The 20,009-nt window shown below is 43.3% G+C and carries 18 protein-coding genes; 12 read left to right on the plus strand and 6 right to left on the minus strand.

Annotated features, from left to right (window positions below; translation table 11 throughout):
* Positions 1-3: 3 nt before the first annotated feature.
* Complete coding sequence (locus tag Q8W40_RS03640; RefSeq protein WP_305395922.1) at positions 4-591, minus strand: PilZ domain-containing protein; 588 nt, start codon at positions 589-591, stop codon at positions 4-6.
* Positions 592-768: 177 nt separating this feature from the next.
* On the opposite strand from Q8W40_RS03640, the gene lolC reads away from it, so the two are divergent.
* Genes lolC through lolE form a run of 3 tightly spaced genes read left to right on the plus strand, consistent with a single transcriptional unit; the run spans position 769 to position 3,922 of the window.
* Positions 769-1,977, plus strand: coding sequence for a lipoprotein-releasing ABC transporter permease subunit LolC (lolC, locus tag Q8W40_RS03645; protein ID WP_305395923.1), 1,209 nt, complete (start codon positions 769-771; stop codon positions 1,975-1,977).
* Positions 1,970-2,668 (plus strand): lipoprotein-releasing ABC transporter ATP-binding protein LolD, encoded by a 699-nt coding sequence (gene lolD / locus Q8W40_RS03650; RefSeq protein WP_104400725.1) that lies wholly within the window; start codon positions 1,970-1,972, stop codon positions 2,666-2,668. The genes lolC and lolD overlap by 8 nt, the downstream gene beginning before the upstream one ends.
* A 12-nt stretch (positions 2,669-2,680) precedes the next feature.
* Complete coding sequence (lolE, locus tag Q8W40_RS03655) at positions 2,681-3,922, plus strand: lipoprotein-releasing ABC transporter permease subunit LolE (RefSeq protein ID WP_305395924.1); 1,242 nt, start codon at positions 2,681-2,683, stop codon at positions 3,920-3,922.
* A gap of 160 nt (positions 3,923-4,082) precedes the next feature.
* On the opposite strand, the gene Q8W40_RS03660 is transcribed toward lolE, so the two are convergent.
* Entirely contained in the window at positions 4,083-4,598 is a 516-nt protein-coding gene (locus Q8W40_RS03660; RefSeq protein WP_101114947.1) for a DUF2062 domain-containing protein, read from the minus strand.
* A 5-nt stretch (positions 4,599-4,603) separates the two neighbouring features.
* Between Q8W40_RS03660 and Q8W40_RS03665 the strand changes: the two genes are divergently transcribed.
* Genes Q8W40_RS03665 through kdsB form a run of 5 tightly spaced genes read left to right on the plus strand, consistent with a single transcriptional unit; the run spans position 4,604 to position 10,565 of the window.
* Positions 4,604-6,865 (plus strand): DNA internalization-related competence protein ComEC/Rec2, encoded by a 2,262-nt coding sequence (locus Q8W40_RS03665; protein ID WP_305395925.1) that lies wholly within the window; start codon positions 4,604-4,606, stop codon positions 6,863-6,865.
* Between the two features lie 28 nt (positions 6,866-6,893).
* Positions 6,894-8,648, plus strand: a complete 1,755-nt coding sequence (gene msbA / locus Q8W40_RS03670; RefSeq protein ID WP_305395926.1) for a lipid A ABC transporter ATP-binding protein/permease MsbA — start codon at positions 6,894-6,896, stop codon at positions 8,646-8,648.
* Positions 8,648-9,655, plus strand: a complete 1,008-nt coding sequence (gene lpxK / locus Q8W40_RS03675) for a tetraacyldisaccharide 4'-kinase (protein ID WP_305395927.1) — start codon at positions 8,648-8,650, stop codon at positions 9,653-9,655. Before msbA ends, lpxK begins: the two co-directional genes overlap by 1 nt.
* Positions 9,636-9,815, plus strand: a complete 180-nt coding sequence (locus Q8W40_RS03680; protein WP_101114950.1) for a Trm112 family protein — start codon at positions 9,636-9,638, stop codon at positions 9,813-9,815. Before lpxK ends, Q8W40_RS03680 begins: the two co-directional genes overlap by 20 nt.
* Positions 9,816-10,565, plus strand: coding sequence for a 3-deoxy-manno-octulosonate cytidylyltransferase (gene kdsB / locus Q8W40_RS03685; protein ID WP_305395928.1), 750 nt, complete (start codon positions 9,816-9,818; stop codon positions 10,563-10,565). It abuts the gene before it with no gap.
* A gap of 46 nt (positions 10,566-10,611) precedes the next feature.
* Here kdsB and Q8W40_RS03690 read toward each other — a convergent pair whose 3' ends face one another.
* Positions 10,612-11,382: a ChbG/HpnK family deacetylase gene (locus Q8W40_RS03690; protein ID WP_305395929.1), complete on the minus strand. Its 771-nt coding sequence runs from the start codon at positions 11,380-11,382 to the stop codon at positions 10,612-10,614.
* 3 nt (positions 11,383-11,385) lie between these two features.
* Positions 11,386-12,423 (minus strand): glycosyltransferase family 2 protein, encoded by a 1,038-nt coding sequence (locus tag Q8W40_RS03695; RefSeq protein WP_305395930.1) that lies wholly within the window; start codon positions 12,421-12,423, stop codon positions 11,386-11,388.
* Positions 12,424-12,821: 398 nt separating this feature from the next.
* Between Q8W40_RS03695 and Q8W40_RS03700 the strand changes: the two genes are divergently transcribed.
* The 4 genes from Q8W40_RS03700 (at position 12,822) to Q8W40_RS03715 (ending at position 16,978) form a co-directional block, all read left to right on the plus strand.
* Positions 12,822-13,124: a hypothetical protein gene (locus Q8W40_RS03700; RefSeq protein ID WP_104400732.1), complete on the plus strand. Its 303-nt coding sequence runs from the start codon at positions 12,822-12,824 to the stop codon at positions 13,122-13,124.
* Between the two features lie 24 nt (positions 13,125-13,148).
* On the plus strand, positions 13,149-14,492 hold the full coding sequence (locus Q8W40_RS03705) for a hypothetical protein (protein ID WP_305395931.1): 1,344 nt from the start codon (positions 13,149-13,151) through the stop codon (positions 14,490-14,492).
* A 238-nt stretch (positions 14,493-14,730) separates the two neighbouring features.
* The gene (locus Q8W40_RS03710) at positions 14,731-16,353 is read left to right on the plus strand and encodes a hypothetical protein (protein ID WP_305395932.1); all 1,623 of its coding nucleotides are present in this window, start codon (positions 14,731-14,733) and stop codon (positions 16,351-16,353) included.
* A gap of 61 nt (positions 16,354-16,414) precedes the next feature.
* Positions 16,415-16,978, plus strand: a complete 564-nt coding sequence (locus Q8W40_RS03715) for a hypothetical protein (protein WP_305395933.1) — start codon at positions 16,415-16,417, stop codon at positions 16,976-16,978.
* A 118-nt stretch (positions 16,979-17,096) separates the two neighbouring features.
* Here the strand turns inward: Q8W40_RS03715 and Q8W40_RS03720 are convergent, their stop codons facing one another.
* Positions 17,097-18,641, minus strand: a complete 1,545-nt coding sequence (locus Q8W40_RS03720; RefSeq protein ID WP_101114957.1) for a SpoVR family protein — start codon at positions 18,639-18,641, stop codon at positions 17,097-17,099.
* An 11-nt stretch (positions 18,642-18,652) separates the two neighbouring features.
* Entirely contained in the window at positions 18,653-19,921 is a 1,269-nt protein-coding gene (locus tag Q8W40_RS03725) for a YeaH/YhbH family protein (protein WP_305395934.1), read from the minus strand.
* Positions 19,922-20,009: the final 88 nt, after the last annotated feature.

Genomic DNA, 20,009 nt, shown 5'->3' on the forward strand with positions numbered 1-20,009 from the left:
CGTTTATTTTCGGTCACGTTCCAGTGAACGTTGTCTTAGTAGTTTTTGTTGTTGATGAAGTGCGGCTTTGATCAGCAAATCCTGATCTTCTTCACGCAAGAGAGAGAATGATATCGTGATTTTATGGGATTGCTCATTCTCTTCACGCTCAGTGAGAGCTTCACATTCCACGACTTCGCCATAACAGTAAATGGCTGCGGCTGGAAACTCCAGAAAAATTTTGGTTCGTACTTGTTGACCTAGTTGCGGCGCGCTTTTTGAAAAGTACGTGAACTGGCTAGCGCCAAAAGAAGTCGTGGTATGACTGAATGCAGGGTCATTTTGTTGTGAAAGCATATAAGTAAGCAATAAATTAAGCTTACTGTTCTGAGTTTCCAGCAATTGAACAACATGAGACAAGTCGCTACTGCGGAGTTCTCCAATGGCTTTCTCCGTTACGGTGTCGAGGGAACTAAATTCGCTTGCGACCAAGAAAGGTGCCGGGATCTCAGTAACAAACTGCTCTAAATCCGGTAAAGTGAATTCTGAATCTAGCGGCTCGATGTTGACTGATAGACCATGTTGGACGGTAAAATACTCTTGCTGGCTCATACGGCAATTCCTTTCTGTTAACCTTTTGATTATCGTCATGTAGACGTATGAATCAAGAAAACCCCTCGTATATGTCGTTTTTTCGTCAATTTAATTCTTCAATTCTCAGTAAAGACTACTAAATCAGTGTCTTTCTCGTTACATTACCGACCAGAGATTTATCAAGGTTCCCTTAATATGTTCCATCCCATTTCAATTTACATCGGGTTGCGTTATTTGCGTGGAAGGTCAGGAGATCGCTTCAGTCGCTTTGTTTCTTTTATGTCGACAGCTGGCATAACGATTGGTGTTCTGGCGCTAATTACGGTCACATCCGTAATGAATGGATTTGAAGGGCAATTGAAAGGGCGAATCTTAGGGGTATTACCTCATGCTGTTATTAGTCAGGATTCCGGAAAAGCGGCAAGAACTGATGCGCCACCAGAATTTCTGTCTCAGTATTCATTATCTTCCAAACCTTCCCCTATTGTTCGGTCTGAAGCAGTTATCCAAAGCCCAGTTCAATTAAGTGCTGGTATGCTTTTAGGCATTGATCCTACGCGAAATGATCCAATAGGGAAACATTTGCTTGGTGGAAAACTAGACCAGTTGGAGCAGGGTGAATACAGAGTGTTTTTGGGGCATACCTTGGCTCGTCAATTAAAAGCGAGGGTTGGCGATAAAGTGAGGATCATGGTGACAGGTGCGAGCCGATTCACTCCTTTAGGACGAATTCCTAGCCAAAGAAATTTTATTGTGGCCGGCGTATTTAATACGGGATCCGATGTGGATGCACAGTTGATGGTTGCGAATATTAATGATACTGGTCGCCTGCTTCGATATTCTTCCGACACGATTACGGGTTGGAGACTGAGTTTTGATGATCCGTTCATCGTGTCTGAATATGCCTCGCTCTCACTACCTAGTGGGTGGAAATGGAGCGATTGGCGCGAGCAAAGAGGTGAGCTATTTCAAGCCGTTAAGATGGAAAAAAATATGATGGGCCTGATGCTAGGGCTTATTGTTGCTGTTGCGGCATTTAATATTATTTCTGCGTTGATCATGGTGGTAATGGAGAAACAAGCTGAAGTCGCCATTCTAAAAACGCAGGGTTTATCCAATTTTCAGGTAATGACCGTCTTTGTTGTTCAAGGTGCGAGTAGCGGAATTATTGGCTCTTTGGTGGGGGGCTTGTTAGGCATAGCGCTTGCGACAAACATAAACGGTGTATTAGAAACGTTTAATTTGAGTTTGTTTGCCGTCGGTGGTGAACTGCCCGTTCTTATCAATTATTCGCAAGTTTTCACCATCATCATACTTGCAGTGGCATTGAGTATTATTGCCACGTTGTATCCTTCTTATCGGGCTTCGTCCGTCAAACCTGCTGAGGCACTTCGTTATGAGTAAACTACTTCTTTGTGATTCTGTCTGTAAAACCTATCGCGAAGGGAGTGTGGAAACCGAAGTTCTGAAAGGGGTGAGCTTTGCGTTGGACGCAGGAGAGCTGGTCTCTATTGTGGGTTCTTCGGGATCGGGAAAAAGCACTTTATTGCATGTTTTAGGAGCGCTAGATGATGCCTCTGAAGGAGAAGTATCGTTTCAAGAGCAAAGCCTAAAGGCATTATCGAGTAATCAACAAGCGAAGCTGCGTAACCAACACATTGGTTTTGTGTATCAATTTCATCACCTTTTAGCTGATTTCACCGCAGTTGAAAACGTTGCCATGCCTCTTATGATTGGCGGTTCATCTCCAAAGCAAGCGAAATCAAAAGCGGAGAGTTTGCTCACTAAAGTAGGGTTAGCACACAGGTTGGCTCACCGACCTGCTGAACTTTCTGGCGGTGAGCGGCAAAGAGTGGCTATTGCTAGGGCTTTAGTGAATGAGCCTGCACTGGTGCTGGCCGATGAGCCAACTGGTAACCTAGACCACACTACGGCTTTGGCTATTTATGACCTTATGCGCGAATTAAATCGAGAGTCAGGTACGGCATTTCTTGTTGTTACTCATGACAATGAACTTGCTGACAAGATGGACCGAAAGCTGCACATGCAAGATGGGTTATTAGTTCACGAAAATGAAATGCGTGCCGCGCACTAAGAGGCTGACCAGATGTTTTCTCTTTCCTTACTTATTGGAAGCCGCTTTAGCCGTGCAAAACAACGGAATAAATTAGTTTCGTTTATCTCTTTATCTTCTACGATTGGTATTGCTGTCGGTGTGGCGGTTGTACTTATCGGTTTATCTGCGATGAACGGTTTTGAGCGCGAACTTGAAAACCGTGTGCTTGCGGTTATTCCTCATGGTGAGTTTGAAGGGTTTAATGCCCCTATTTCAGATTGGCAAACCGTAGCGACAACAGCAGAAGAGCATGAAAAAGTGATCGCTGCTGCCCCCTATATTCGGCTAACCGGTTTAGCTGAGAAAGGGCAAACATTAAAAGCAGTTGAGATAAGAGGTGTCGATCCTCAATTGGAATCTCGGGTGTCGAACTTATCTGAGTATATTGGTGAGGAAGCGTGGCAGAATTTTCGCTCCGGCAGTAATCAAGTGATATTAGGAAAGGGGATTGCCGATCATCTTGGAGTAACGCTGGGTGAGAGCATTACTTTGTTGATTCCTCAAACGAGTAATTCACTGAAAGTACGCTCTCCAAAGCGTGTTCGCTTGAAAATCGTTGGGCTTCTGTCCTTGGGTGGTCAAATCGATCATGGGCTGGTATTGCTGCCTTTAGAGGATGCACAGAAATACTCTGATATTACTGAAGGTGTTACGGGTGTTTCCATTAAAACGACCGATGTCCTTAATGCTCAAATGATTGTGCGAGAAGCGGGTAACACGCTGCAAGTAAAGGTGTACCTAAAAAGCTGGCAGCAAAAGTTTGGCTTCTTGTACCGAGATATACAACTGGTTAGAACTATCATGTATCTAGTAATGGTATTGGTGATCAGCGTTGCTTGTTTCAATATCGTGTCCACTCTGATGATGGCGGTAAAAGACAGGCTTTCAGAAATTGCCATTCTAAAAACGATGGGTGCGACGGACGGGCTTATTCGTCGTACTTTTGTTTGGCAAGGTGTGTTTTCTGGAATAACGGGAAGCCTTGCTGGCAGTGCTTTAGGGGTGCTCGTTTCGAGTAATTTGACCGTTTTAATTAAAGGGCTTGAAAGTCTCGTTGGCCATCAATTCTTGTCGGGAGATATCTATTTTATCGACTTCTTACCCTCCGAGATTATTTGGCAAGACGTAGCGCTGGTTTCTGGCACCGCAGTTATCTTAAGCCTATTCGCTACGCTTTATCCTGCATCTAGAGCCAGTCAAACAAACCCAGCGAAAGTGCTAAGTGGTAAATAACCCGATTTGAATTGGAAAGTAACGAACTTAAAAGGGCTCAATGTGAGCCCTTTTTTGATGGTTGTAACTAAATCTGATTATGAGAAACAGCGTGATTACATTTAGCTGTATATCGGCTCGGAGCGTTAGACTTTCAGTTACTTATGGTTAGAAAAATCCTCTAACGTACTCGCACTCCGCGTTTTTGCCAGCTACGGACAACGGAGTAACGCCAAATCCCGCGTATGCCAAAGTAGCCTGCCATGGCACTGACCACGCCGCAGATGGCGCATCCAAGAATGAACGGGGGACCGATGGTCGACATTTGAGCAACAATAAAATCCCAAGACAGCTCAAAGTGAAAGGTTTGCGGTGGAACAGACATAACGACTGCGCCTACTTTATAAGCGAAGTAGAACAAAACGGGCATGGTAATAGGGTTACTGACCCAAACGAGAGCGACAGAAAGTGGCAGATTCACTCCGCAAGCAATAGCAAGACCGGCTGCCATGATCATTTGGCTAGGGAGTGGAACAAATGCCATAAACAAACCAACGGCAAATGCACCAGCGGCAGAACGACGATTGAGGCACCATAAGTTTGGGTTATATAGAACGTTGCCAAAGATTTTAAGGGCTTTTTGACGTTTGATTAATTCGTGATCGGGCAAGAAACGTCGGATTAGTTTTTTTGGCATAGGATATGAAAACTCACTTATCTAACTGGACACTAACTTCTTTCACGACATTGATTGCTTCGTCCGCACTTTGGACAACAATGCCGAGTGTTTTCTGGGTCTTTCCTGCAATTATCCTATGCTTGCTCGTTTGGAATAGACCTTATACTGATTGCCTGAAAGGCATGTTACTCGGTTTAATAGTGGTAGTCGTCCATTCCAGCCTATTTCAACACCAGCAACGTTTGCTTTTTTCTGAAGGTCAGAATAGTACCATAACTGGGCAGATTGACAGCTTTTTTAAACAAATAAGTCATGGATATGAAGCGTCTTTTGTGGTGCATCAACTTAACGGCAGGAAAATTCCATATTTGCTCCGACCGACCGTTAGAGTTATTTGGTCTATGGATGGCGAGCCACCGTTGCTGGGTCAATTTTTAACCTTAGATTCCGCTCTCAAACCAGTTTATGGTCGGTTAAATGAAGCAGGCAGAGACCAAGAAAAACACTACGTAGCGAATCGCTGGCATGGGAAAGCGGTTGTTAAGCAAGCGACACTTCTTTACAACACCACTGATTATAGGCAAAGCCTTCACAGTCGTGTTTTTAATCTCGTATACGATTTCAAAAGTGCACCATATCTGCTTGCGCTCAGTTTTGGAGACAGGCGAGGTTTAACGGATTCAGATTGGCGGCACCTACAAAGCAGTGGTCTTCTTCATTTGATGGCGATTTCGGGATTGCATATTGGTTTGATATTTGGGTTAGGGTGGTTTTTTGGTCGAGTTATTGCACTTGTTCTGCCACTACCTTCGGTGAGAGTGTGGCTACCGATCATAACTGGGCTTATAGCCGCCTCAATCTACGCCAGCTTAGCGGGTTTTTCTATACCGACTCAGCGCGCACTTGTCGCATGTATTATTCTCACAACCGTGAAACTAGCGGGTGTTCATTTCAGTAATTGGCGTCTGCTACTGATTGTTTGTTCGATCCTCTTATTACTGGATCCGTTTGCTGTACTTTCAGCCAGCTTCTGGCTCTCGTTTTCTGCTGTTTCAGTGATTTTTATCTTTATCGGTCTAAGGCGCTTGGAACAAAGTAATAAATGGCAAAAAGCCCGTTTTTTGTGTGAAATGCAATTTTGGTTGCTCATCGCTCTTGCGCCAGTTTCGATTTTTGTATTTTCAGGCTTCAGCGTGCTCTCTCCTATATACAACTTTATCTTTTTACCGTTAGTAAGTTTGGTGACATTACCTTTTGTTAGCCTTGCTTTGTTGTTCACCACGGTTTCACCAAATCTTGCGTATGCGTTTTGGCAAGTTGCGGATTGGTCACTAAACCCGATTATTTGGTCTTTAGAATGGGGAGAATATGGTTGGCTATCTCTTTCGTCTCGTTACGCCTTTCTCGCTTTTGCCTTTGTTACTTTATTGGTTTTGTCTTTTCAATTTCGCTCTGTCATTCCTGTGATGTTTTTAGCAGTGATGATGTTATGGCGCTTTCCTCACGAACCCAAGCCAATATGGCGTGTGGATATGTTGGATGTGGGTCATGGACTCGCGGTTCTTATTGAGAAAAATGGTAAAGCTATTTTGTATGACACCGGCATGGGGTGGGAAGGAGGGAGCTACGCGAAAAGCGTTATTCACCCAGTACTTAGGAATCAAGGAATTAAGTACTTAGATGGTTTTATTCTGAGCCATCTAGATGCCGACCATGCTGGTGGAAAAGGTTATGTTGAATCGGTATTGCAACCGAATTGGCGTAGAGCAAGCCAAAGTCTTGAGGGCTATCAGCCTTGTATTCGCGGGGAGCAATGGTATTGGCAGGGACTGCGTTTTGAGGCGATGTGGCCTCCTCGATTAACGCGTCGAGCGTATAACCCTCATTCATGCGTTATTAGGATTAGCGATGACAAAACATCGATATTATTAACGGGTGATATTGATGCCATCAGCGAGTTTATATTATCTCAACAGGGCGAACACTTAGCTTCAGATATTCTTGTCGTCCCTCACCACGGGTCAAGTACGTCGTCTAAGAGTTTGTTTGTTGACCGTGTCGTCCCAGATATTGCAATTGCCTCGTTGGCAAAGGGGAATCGATGGAATTTGCCATCGGTGCAAGTCCGCGAAGTGTACAAATCAAAAGACATTAAATGGATGGATACGGGGGAAGAAGGACAAATATCAATCCTGATTTACAAGGACAAATGGGATATTAAAACCGCTAGAGCTGAACATTCCCCTCGCTGGTATAGGCAGATAGTAAGGAAAGGAGTAGAATAAGCGGAATTTTTTGACAATGACCTTTCTTATGTCGCAAGAAATAGATCAATCGACCTTTCAAACCTTTAAGCGCTTATGGCCTTATATTTCCTCATACAAAGCCGGTATTGTCTTCGCGATTATTGCATTGGTGATTAATGCGCTCAGCGATACATACATGCTTTCTTTACTTAAGCCTTTACTAGACGAAGGCTTTGGTCAGTCAGACTCTGAATTTTTACGCACAATGCCGATCATCATTCTGGTGTTAATGATCGTCCGTGGCGGAAGTGGGTTTGTGTCAGCGTATTTTATGAGCTGGGTTTCTAATAATGTGGTAATGAAACTTCGCCGGCAGGTGTTTAATCATTTCATGCAAATGCCAGTCTCCTTTTTCGACAGAGAGTCTACTGGTCGACTACTTTCTCGCATTACTTATGATACGGAGCAAGTGGCAGGGGCTACGAGTCAAGCTTTGGTGAATATCGTCCGCGAAACTGCAAGCCTGTTAGGGCTTATTGGTTTAATGGTATGGAGCAGTTGGCAGCTTTCTTTGGTGCTGTTGGTTGTGGGGCCAATTGTTGCCATTGCAATTGGTACGGTATCGCGCCGGCTCCGCAAAATTTCTAAAAATATGCAGACTGAAATGGGAAACCTCACATCTTCTTCAGAGCAAATGTTAAATGGACACAAAGTAGTATTAAGTTGCGGTGGTCAACCAGTAGAAGAAGAGCGATTCAATCACGTCAGCAACGCGATGCGTCAGCAAAATATGAAGATGGTTGTGGTACAACAAATATCTAGCCCTGTGGTGCAAATGATCGGTTCTTCTGCGTTAGTTACTGTGTTGTTCTTAGCTTCCGTTGATTCTATTCGCGCAGAGTTGACTGCGGGTACATTTACAGTCGTCTTCTCTGCGATGTTAAGTATGCTTCGACCTCTTCGCGGATTAACTTCGGTTATGTCCGACTTCCAACGCGGAATGGCGGCTTGCCAAACTTTATTTAGCCTGATGGATATGCCAACAGAAAATGATGAAGGGAAGGTAGTTAAAGAAAAGGTGAAAGGCGATGTCGAAGTCCGAAACGCCACCTTTACGTACCCAACTAAAGACACTCCCGCGTTAAAAGATGTCAGCTTCAATATACCGTCGGGAAAAACGGTGGCATTGGTAGGTCGCTCAGGCTCCGGAAAGAGCACGATAGCGAGCCTATTTACGCGTTTCTACAACTTAGATTCAGGTTCAATTGCCCTCGATGGACATGATGTACGAGATTACGACTTACAGAATCTTCGCACTCACTTTGGTATCGTGTCTCAGCACGTTCACCTGTTTAACGACACGGTAGCAAATAACATCGCTTATGCCGCGGAAGATAAGTTTACAAAAGAACAAATCATTGAAGCGGCCAAGCTCGCGTATGCGCATGAGTTTATCGAGGCACTAGATAACGGGTACGACACAGTGATCGGCGAGAATGGCACGACTCTGTCAGGTGGGCAGAGGCAAAGACTCGCCATTGCTCGCGCATTGCTGCGTGATGCTCCAGTTCTGATTCTTGATGAAGCCACATCTGCTTTGGATACTGAATCTGAACGCGCGATTCAAGCTGCGCTGGATGTGCTGCAAAAAGACAAGACGGTCTTGGTGATTGCTCACCGTTTGTCTACCATTGAAAATGCTGATGAGATATTAGTTATTGAAGATGGGAAGGTAATAGAGCGCGGTCAGCACGATGTATTGATGTCAGAAGACGGCGCATATGCTTCGCTTTATTCCATTCAATTTAGTGAGTCAAATTGATGGTAGAAAAGATCTGGTTTGAGCGCCATTGGCTGAGCTTTTTGCTTTGGCCCATATTATGGCCGCTCAGCCTGTTGTTTAGTTTTGTAAGTACAAAGCGCAAACAAGATTTCTTGAGTCAAAAAAAAGCACGTTACCACGCCCCCATTCCTGTCGTCGTAGTTGGTAACATTACCGCGGGTGGGAATGGCAAAACACCTGTCGTAGTATGGCTTGTGGAAATACTACAGGCTAAAGGGCTTAAGCCAGGGGTGGTATCACGGGGCTATGGAGCTAAAGCACCAAGCTATCCGTTTTCGGTAACGCTGGATTCTAGCCCAGAACATTGTGGAGATGAGCCTCTTTTAATTCATCGTCGTACAAATGCCCCTGTTGTCGTCGATCCGAACCGAAGTAATGCTGTAAAAGCGCTCCTGGATTCAGGGGTTGATATTGTAGTCACTGACGATGGTTTACAGCACTACGCGTTGAACAGAGACATCGAAATTGTTGTTGTCGACGGTGTCAGGCGCATGGGAAATGAGCAACTTATCCCTATGGGTCCACTACGTGAGCCTGTTTCGCGGATAGATGAAGTGGACTTCGTTATCACCAACGGTGGCAGTGCTCGTGCAAACGAATTTCCAATGATTCTAGAGCCTTCTAAAGCCATCAACTTGGTAACGAATGAACAGAGAAGTGCCATTGAACTTGAAAGTGCGGTAGCAATGGCGGGAATTGGTCATCCTCCTCGCTTTTTCGAATCCTTGAAGAGTATGGGATTGAATGTCCTGGCTGAACATGGTTTTGCTGATCATCAGGCAATGACAGAACAACAGATTAGTGCCATTGAGATTGCAGGTAAGCCGCTTATTATGACAGAAAAAGATGCCGTCAAATGTCTGCCTTTTGCAAAGGATAACTGGTGGTATCTACCGGTCTCTGCAACCCTACCTGCACAAGATACTGATAAGATATTACAAAGAATAAATGAGGTAATGAAAGAATATGGATCATCGACTGCTTGAGATTGTGGCGTGCCCTGTATGCAAAGGTAAACTGACTTTTGATAAAGATAAGCAAGAACTTATCTGTAAAATAGATCGCCTTGCTTACCCAATTAAAGAAGGCATTCCTGTTCTGCTTGAGCCAGAAGCTCGCAGTATTTCAATGGATGAGGGAAAGTAAATGGCATTTACGGTTGTCATTCCTGCCCGATATCAATCGACGCGATTACCAGGTAAACCTCTTGCAGATATAGCGGGTAAACCTATGATTGAATGGGTTTACCTTCAAGCTATTCAAGCTGGTGCTGAAAACGTCATTATTGCTACCGATGACAAGCGCGTACAACAAGCGGCTGAAGGGTTTGGTGCGACGGTGTGCATGACATCGGATAAACATGAGTCGGGCACTGAGCGCTTGGCGGAAGTGGTTGATTTAATGAATATTCCGCCTGAGCACATTATCGTTAATGTGCAAGGTGACGAGCCTTTGATTCCCCCATCTATCATTTCTCAAGTTGCGCACAACCTTCAGCAAAGCAAGGCGCCAATGGCAACGCTCTCAGTGGAAATTGAAGATGCAAATGAAGTATTTAACCCTAACGTAGTGAAAGTAGTTACGGATGAAAAAGGGTACGCACTGTATTTTAGCCGTGCTTCGATTCCTTGGGATAGAGATGACTTTTCGAAGGCAGAACCGTCTATTCATCAGCCATTACAGCGTCATATTGGGATTTATGCGTATCGAGCTGGGTTTATTAAAACCTACATTAATTGGGAGCCGAGCGCGCTAGAGCGGATCGAATGTTTAGAGCAATTGAGAGTGCTTTGGTACGGTGAGAAGATCCACGTAGAAGTTGCCAAAGAAACACCCGCAGCAGGGGTCGATACTCCAGAAGACTTAGAAGTGGTTAGAAAACTGCTATCTCGTTAGACTACTTCAAGCGTTTAAAAAATAGCAGCTAAATCGCTGCTATTTTTTATTCTGGATGAGTAACGAGCGTTACATTATTTGCTTCAAGGTGCGAGATGTAACGATCACTTCGAAGGTAATCATATTCCTTAATCCTCGCTAAACTGTGCTCCACGTTTACCCCTTCTACGGCTGGGTGACACATAATTAATCCGTGGTTATCGATATTGTTGACCCAACCTTCCATTAGCTCAGGAAAGTTAGCCGTTTCGCTAATGGAATATAAGCCAGCAAAACTGGAATTGGTTTGTGCATTGGTGTGTTTACCTATGACTGAATCAAAACCCAAATTCAATCCTTGGATCACGATGGCTTTTAAAGCGGAATCGTGTCCTGTTAGCGGCACTGATGGTCTTCTAATCCATGGAGTCTTAACTGCGTAGCGTTGGTTGACGACAGAGGCTAAAGCGTCACGGATGACAGGAAATGCGTGAACGTGCTGGTGACCGTCAATGTAGTCTGGTGCTCTGCCCATTTCGTTTTCAAAGTTATCCAGCTGCTGATTAAGTGTTGTTTCAATGGCTGACTTATTCAACGTGCGCAGTACTGCACTCAGCATTAACTTACCTAAGCTTGCAACGTGACCCAAATCGAAATGCAATCCGAAAGCTGCTTGTCCTTCAAGCTCTTTCAATCGATTCGCAGACGCTCTCCAATTCGGCATTAGTGTCATACAACTGGTGGCAGAAATACGTTTTTTCTCAATTAACTCCAGAATGGCGTCGTCAACTTCTCGAGACATGCCATAATCGTCTGCGCAAACTATGATGTTTTTCATCAATTATTTTTCTACTTTTTCGTCTTGAAACGTATCGCCTACATCATGCCCATCTACGCCTTTATCTACGCTTTTTTGGTATTCTTCAACAATATAGAGGGGGCGCTTTTTAACTTCTGAGAACACTCGGGCAAGATAGTCACCCATGATCCCGATAGACAGCAATTGAATGCCTCCTAAGAAGAAAATGGAAACAATCAGAGATGGCCAGCCGGGAACATCTGTCCCAAAGAAAAGAGTACGAAGTAGTACTAACATTCCATATCCAAAGGACATGGCAGAGATCATCGCACCGACTACCATCCATATTTTTAGAGGGATGCTACTGAATGATGTTAACCCAGTTATCGCGAGGGAAGTGAGATCTCTGAAACGAAAGGTGCTGGTTCCGCTTAATCGCTCTTCAACATCAAACGACACAGCTTTACTTTTAAAGCCAACCCACGCGTAAAGACCTTTCATCATTCGGGTACGTTCAGGTAATGAGACCAACGCGTTAACAACGTTTCGGCTTAACAGCCTGAAGTCACCAGCGTCTGGGTGTATATCCACATCCGAGATTCGGTTTAAAAGCCCGTAATAGACTTTAGTGAACGCTCTTTTCGCGAAAGATTCGTCGTCTCTGTTTGCTCTAACCCCGTAAACCATGTCGAAACCTTCACGCCAGTGCTCAATGAACTGTTCGATGACAGGTAACGGGTGTTGACCATCCGAATCCATGATAACGACCACATCCCCACGGGCATTGTCCAGACCGGCGCTAAGAGCAATTTCTTTACCAAAATTTCTGGATAACTTCACGACAGAAATAGGATAACTATTCGCAAGCTCTTGAGCGACGCTTACAGTGTTATCTGCACTGCCATCGTCAACAATAAGAATTTCAACTTCTTGGCAAAACTGCTTCAAGTAATTGTATGTTTCTGGCACGACATGCGGAAGATTCTCTGCTTCATTATAAGCAGGCAATAAACATGTGATCATATTAGGAAGATCACGACGATTTTGGCTTTCTGTGCGAGGGGCGTTTGAAGCGCTCATATTTTTATCACCAATCTGGATTTACCTTCGGCAATTAACCTAAAGGACAACAACGCGCCATTATAAACAGGTTTGACCTTAGTAATAAATAAACACAACTTGATATTTCGTATTGCTTCCAGCTTATCGAGTCAGTTCGCGAGAAAATTTATTCTTATAAAGCTCAATTTAACAAAGATAACAATTATGGAACTGAAAGTTTCTATAGCCTTGAACACCTTGAAAGTCCTCACGCCTAACTATTTGACCTGATTTGTTTAATCTCATCAATGTAATTGGTGAACGCAATCGATTAGATTGATTTCAAGACGAGAAATGATAAGCAGCCAAGACATCAATAGAGTCAGGTTTTTGTTTTTCATATAGCTCAAATGTGAAGTGCTCATGAGGAGAAAGGTATGAAGCGAAATCTAGCGACTATAGTCCCAATAATCTCAGTTTTTCTACTTGCAGGTTGTTTTAGCGCTAAAAACGAAACAACTAAGAGTGTAGCCCCTAAAACCACTGCGCCAAAAGTATCGACAATTGCTCCTAAAAACTCGGATCTAGAACAAAAACTTTCATTGCTTAAATCGGACGGTAAAACTCTCGGTTCTGATGCGATTGAATCCGTTATCAATTTACCGGTAGGAAAGACAAGTCTATCGATATCAGTACCCAGCAAGTTCAGTGCTGTGAAAAAGAAACAACAGTCTAAGTAGTAAGCTGCGATAAGGAAGATGATTATGAAAATTAAGAATACTCTAATGGTTTCCGCTTTAGTAGCCTGCGGAATGACGGCTTACCAAGTAAGTGCAACTGATTTATATGCTGGGGCTTACAAAGTCAATACTGCGATGGAAGAGAGCATTGATGAGATGATCATGGCGAAGCTTCAGGCCTCATTTTTCTCTTCTGCAGCATTGTACATGGATGTGTTGAGTGTCAATAGCCACAAAGCTACCCCAATCGAACTGAAAAAACAGCTGGAAGTCGCTTATAAAGAGACAAAATACACTGATGAGCAACGTCAGGACCTAGCCGATGCGTTTAATGAGGTTGGATTGGTTATTGATTACCTTGCAGATAACGAAGATACCAAGAGGATCGTAAACGAAACACTGACTTTTTGTTCATCGCAAGGAGTTGAAGCAAAACACTGGCCTGGGATAGACGACATCGTGGCTAAGTATTGGGCTTCTGCCAAGTACGACTTTGACTCTGTTATTGTTGATGTTATCCATGATCCCGTATCTGGGGACGATTGTGGGCAAGCAAGCTCCTGGGTAGGCAATCTTAAGAAATCAGGCTCACAAGCGGATTACAAATCTTTGCCTAGTAATATCATTGCTTATTCACCTGAAGTGGGTAATTCACAGGGGGAGTTGGTTTACATCTTTGAAAACAGTATTCACGAAGAGCCTGGCTTTAAAGCCAACTATGAAACGTTTACTTTTTATCAGTCTAACTCTGAGGGTACTCCAGACGATGGCATTTTTAGAAGATATCGTGTAAGTGACGAAGTAAAGGGTTCGGTCAGCGAATTTACGAGTAATGTATCTTGTAAGCAGTGTGGCTCGGACAGTGAGTCATTTAAAATAGAGGCAAAACGCACTGTTGATGGTGTGCTTGAATATTCAGCTGGCACTGCAATTGAAAACGCTGGAAAACTTGCCCCTGGCTTTGTTAGCGAAACAGACAAGGTTCATCTGGTCGAGTACCGTGCGTCAGGGTCCACAATAGACTTATTTGATACTGAGAATGGGATCGTAGTGGGTCGAAATGCTTCAATAAACCCAACCGACATAAACGGCATAAAACTAATGAACCTAATTGGTCAGTTCGGGTTGAACGACGTCCTTAATGGTAGCGGTCTATACAACCCAACATCGTTTGTTATCTCACCAGATTTTGGTTCTTTTACGATTACAGACTCTTCCGATTCAAACAATCACATAGTACACACTGAATCAAATATTACGGATGAAGAGGAAAAGAAAATCTTAAGAGCGATCAACGATCTGGTTTTGTCAGACGTTGCTTACAAGCAAAATGATGTGGACTCAAAAGCTTGGGAAAGTATCAAGTAGTTCAAAAGTTTGAACTGATAAGTGAGGTTTGTAAGCCAGCGACGAAAGGTTGCTGGCTTTTTATATTAATAACTTATGATTTAAAGAGGTGATATTCAAAGCGAGTACAAATTACGATGCTTACACGACCTTACATTTGGTTGGGGCGTTAATTGGTAATATGCGCTTGCAGCTCAATCAAGGGAACTGAAATCTGCCTAAAAATAACTATTTCATCTAATCGCTTTGAGTAAAATTTATGAAATTTAATCGTTCCCTGATGACCATGGCAGTGGTCTCCGCTTTTACCGTTATGATTTCTGGTTGTAACAAAGATTCAAACTCTTCTTCTCCAATAACACCGCCTACTTTACCAACGAAACCAAGCGCAGGATCCAATTCCTACTCTCTTATTGCACTAGGTGGTGAGCAATATTTGTCAAATGCTGATGTTTTCTTGGACAGCAACCATGATGGAAAGTGTGACCAATACCTAGGTAAGACGAACTCACAGGGGGCGATCAAAACGAAAAGCAGTTCAAGCAAAGCGGTAGTTTGTGTAAGACAAGATAACGCAATAGCAGTAAAAGCTTTCTCAAACTCTAACGTTCTGTCTGCTAACGATGTGTTTTTTCAGTCGAAGTTAAATTATGGGGTGGTTAGCCCTATCACTGATATCGCCGTGAAAGAAAATTTAACTAAAGAAGCTTTCGCGACGAAGCTTGGATTAGATTCAAGCAAAGTTTTTCACAACTATCTTTCGGATTCCGATGATGAAAGTTATAAGGCGAAAGTCGTTGCACGTTCACTGGCTCAAGCACAAAAGCAAGGTGCGAAAGAGCGTGAATTATTGAAAGCTCTTGCGACCAGTGCTGGGCAGCAATTGTTAGGCGATGTTACTAATTTAAAGGGTAAAACGCTGAACCTAGATAAAGCAGGTAATGTTAGCTCTGTGGTTGCTTTTGACCAAGCTGCATATAAAAAACAGGTGAATTCTGCACCAGAGTGCGGAGAGTGGCACTTACCTGAACATATGGCATTTTTGCCTCAGCAACAGATATTGGATATCGCTGTATTAGATTCTGATATTCAGAAATTTATAGCAGGTAAGTCTCCATCTGATGCGCTTGATGCGATTTTAAGTAATGCCCCAGATTCGATGAATGCAAGCTTGAAAACTAGCATAAAGCAGTGTTCATCTATCACAACATCAAACACTGTCCATGATTTTTCAAATTGCGCTGGTGATGTGAAATCGGCACTAACGGAAGTGTATCGTTCTGATGATGACCGCATTCGCATGATATGCCGCGTGACTAAACCACAAATCAACATAGCGGTTATCCCTGTCGTTGTTGATGGTTATACGCTCCCGTCGAATAGTATCCGCCAAGAAGTTGTTGCTAGATTTGGTGAACAGTCAAATGTTGATAAGTATCTAGAATCGACCTTAGCCAAAGATGTGCAGTTAACTGTCGCTACTGAACTGAATGTGACAGGTTTAGAAACAAACGATGACAATAAAGTTCTACTGCCTTATAAAGACCAAATTTTTTACCAATCGATACTTGCTGAAGATGGTTCTAAGCTTGACATAACTCAGTATGACCAATTGGCATTTGTTTATATTGCCAAAAACAACCTAGGTTTGAGCAACTACGGAAACATCTATGAGACAGTTACCCTAAAGGATGGAACTGTTCTTAAAAATCGCTTTTTAATCAACAGTGACCTCACAAGTCAATCACGCGTTTCTAAGCTTGGGCTGGACAGCGAAAGCAAGAGCTTGAAGCCAGATCAGGTTCTATTTGCGCACGAGTATTTACATGGTTTAGGTTTGGGGCATGCTTCAGTTTCTCCTTGCTCCTACAAGCACTGGTAACCCGTTTAATTTTGATCAATCTTGCGATTGGAATAAAACAGAAAAATTAAACAAAGAGATAATGGAAAAGTATCATAAAGAGTTCGATAAATATTCAGCGTTCAATTATGGCGTATACAACGGCGTAATGGGCGGAAAAGGCGAGGTTGGTCAAGAAGTATTACCGTACTTTCAATATCGACTAGGTAGAGTAAACCCAAGTAAAGTTTCTGAAGTGAATGGATCTAAAACGGTTGAACTCAATGGGTTCGATCCAACGGAAAATACTTTGCAATTGATTCATTTGAATACCAAGAACGGCCACTTCTGGTTGTGGTTCAATGCTGAAAATAATCGCTTTGACTGGATGATGGAAAACCCAACACTAGTCAATGATCTGAAGCTGAGTGCACCAGGCACGCCAGAATTTGGGACAGGTATAACTTTGGCATCCGTTTCCACAAATGAAGATGAAACGGTCATTATCATTCCGAATGACTATTCGTTCTCAACTCCAAACAATCTTCATTCACTAAAAACGGATAAGTCTCTATTTACTGATGGGACCTACACCATTGATAACGTTGAGCTGACGGTTTCAACCAAGAGCCCTAAAGCCAAGACCATCCAATTTGTTTTTAAGTAATCGTAGCAATTGCTAGTTTTAAGCCAGCTTGATATAGCTGGCTTTTCTTTTTCATAACGCAAAAAAGCCCACAGACTTCGTGGGCAAATAGGAGGATTGGTAAATTCGAGTTATTGGCTTAGATTTCAGAGTTGTAGTCTTCACGTTCAGGGCAACTGCCTAGTATCTCTTTTCTTCCAGATTCATTCCGTTGCTCCAAAATGACATCAAATCCCCAAAGCCTATAGAGGTGTTTCAATACTTCTTGATGGCTGTCGCCTAATGGGATCCTATCATGAGGGACATATTGCAAGATCAACGATCGATCGCCGCGTACGTCTACATTCCACACCTGAATGTTTGGCTCTAAGTTACTTAAATTATATTGTGCCGCCAGTTTCTCCCTGATTTGGCGATAACCTACTTCATCGTGTATTGCGCTGACTTCTATGTGGTTTTTTCTGTCGTCGTCACTGATAGCAAAGAGTTTAAAGTCACGCATTAACTTAGGCGACAAGTATTGGCTGATGAAGCTTTCATCTTTAAAGTTTGCCATGGCGAAGTGCAATGTATCTAACCAATCTGCTCCTGCGATATCTGGGAACCACTCTCTGTCTTCATCGGTTGGGTCTTCACACATTCTACGAATGTCTTGGAACATCGCAAAACCCAGAGCATACGGATTGATGCCACTAAAGTAAGGGCTGTTGTATGGAGGCTGAGCGACAACATTGGTGTGGCTATGCAAGAACTCAAGCATAAACTTCTCAGACACCAAGCCTTCATCGTACAAATGATTCAGTATGGAATAGTGCCAAAATGTTGCCCAACCTTCGTTCATGACTTGTGTTTGTTTCTGAGGGTAGAAGTACTGGCTGACTTTTCTAACAATACGTACTATCTCTCTCTGCCAAGGCTCTAGAAGTGGGGCGTGCTTCTCAATGAAGTACAAGATATTTTCTTGAGGTTCCGTTGGGAAACGAATCTTTTGAGACTGCTCCTTCTCCTCGCTTTTAGGAACCGTTTTCCAAAGCTCGTTAACTTGAGATTGAAGGTATTCCTCGCGAGCTTCTTGCCGTGCCTTCTCCTCCACAATAGAGATTTTTTCGGGGCGTTTGTATCGATCGACACCGAAATTCATTAGCGCATGGCAGGAATCTAACAGCTGTTCAACCTCGTCTACACCGTGCTTTTCCTCACACTCGGTAATGTAGTTTCTAGCGAATAATAGGTAATCGACAATGGAGCTTGCATCCGTCCAAGTTTGGAACAGGTAGTTGCCTTTGAAGAAAGAGTTGTGACCATAGCAAGCATGAGCCATAACCAAGGCTTGCATGGTTACGGTGTTTTCTTCCATTAGGTACGCAATACATGGGTCTGAGTTAATTACAATTTCATACGCAAGACCCATCTGACCGTGCTTGTAATTTTGTTCGGTTTGGATAAATTTTTTGCCAAATGACCAATGATTGTAATTGATAGGCATACCAATGCTTGAGTATGCGTCCATCATTTGTTCCGCTGTGATCACTTCAATTTGGTTAGGGTAGGTGTCTAAGCGATAGTGTTCTGCTACCCTTTTGATTTCTTTGTGGTAACGCTCCAGAAGTTCGAATGTCCAATCCGGACCATCTGGCAAGCGCTTGCTGTTTGTCGCTGTTTTTTTAGCTGCTTTAGTCGCCATAGTGCGCCTCCCTATGCCGTTTCTTTTTGAAACAGTTCCCTAAATACTGGGAAAATATCATCCACAGTACGAATATTTTTCATGGCAAAATTGTCGAATGCGTCTTCGAGTTTTTGGTATTCATGCCACAAGGTTTGGTGGGTTCTTCTTGTTATTTCGATATAGGAGTAATATTGACATTCAGGTAAAATATTGTTCACCAAAAGCTCTTTACAGCGCGGGGAATCATCTGCCCAGTTATCCCCATCTGATGCTTGTGCTGCGTAGATATTCCATTCGTTAGTTGGGTATCTGTCTTTTACGATTTCATTCATCAATTTCAAAGCGCTGGATACGATGGTGCCGCCCGTTTCCTGCGAATAGAAAAATTCATGTTCATCGACTTCTTTCGCTTGAGTATGGTGGCGTATGAAGACGACTTCGACATTCTCGTAAGTTCTTGTTAAGAATAGATATAAGAGCACATAAAAGCGTTTTGCGATGTCTTTAGTTGCTTGGTCCATAGATCCTGACACATCCATCAAACAAAACATGACCGCTTGGCTCGACGGAATAGGGCGCTTTTCGTAGTTTTTAAAACGCAAATCAAAAGTATCAATAAACGGAACGCGCGCAATACGCTGACGAAGTTCTATGATTTCCTCTTGAAGTTTCTTCTCCTCTAAAGGTTGAGCGGGTTCGTTGCTTTCAATTCGCTCTAACTCTTTTTCTAGTTCTGCAAGCAGGCGCTTTTTGCCAGCAGTTAACGCTGTTCTTCGCGCGAGTGATTGTTGAAGAGATCGCACCACACTGATGTTGGCTGGAATACCAGCGGTTTGGAAACCAGCGCGATGGGTTTTCCATTCTGTGATCTTATTGATTTGGTTTTTTTGAAGGTTAGGTAACTCCAGATCTTCAAAAAGAATATCGAGATATTCGTCTTTTGAAATCTGAAAAACAAAGTCGTCTTGACCTTCGCCATCAGCACTTGCATCACCTTCGCCAGAGCCGCCTCCTTGACCGCCTTTTGGTCGCTCAATTTTGTCTCCAGTGATGAATTGATCATTGCCTGGATGAACGCGTTCTCTGACGCCTCCTTGTCCTTGATGAAAAATTGGCTCTTTGATGTCTTTATGTGGAATCGATATATCTTCACCTGTTTCTGTATTGGTGATAGATCGGCGATTCACGGCATCGGCTACCGATTCCTTAATTTGCTCTTTATGGCGGCGTAAAAAGCGTTGTCTGTTGACTGTGCTCTTATTCTTGCCATTGAGCCTTCTGTCGATAAATTGCGCCATACGTTAGTCCCTCTGAAACGTCAAAGTGTCGAACTGTGTGTCATGAGTGACTGGCAATATTTGCCAGTCACCATATCTAAGACACTTG

The organism is Vibrio penaeicida, from assembly GCF_030689305.1.
GTDB classification, from domain to species: Bacteria; Pseudomonadota; Gammaproteobacteria; order Enterobacterales; family Vibrionaceae; genus Vibrio; species Vibrio penaeicida_B.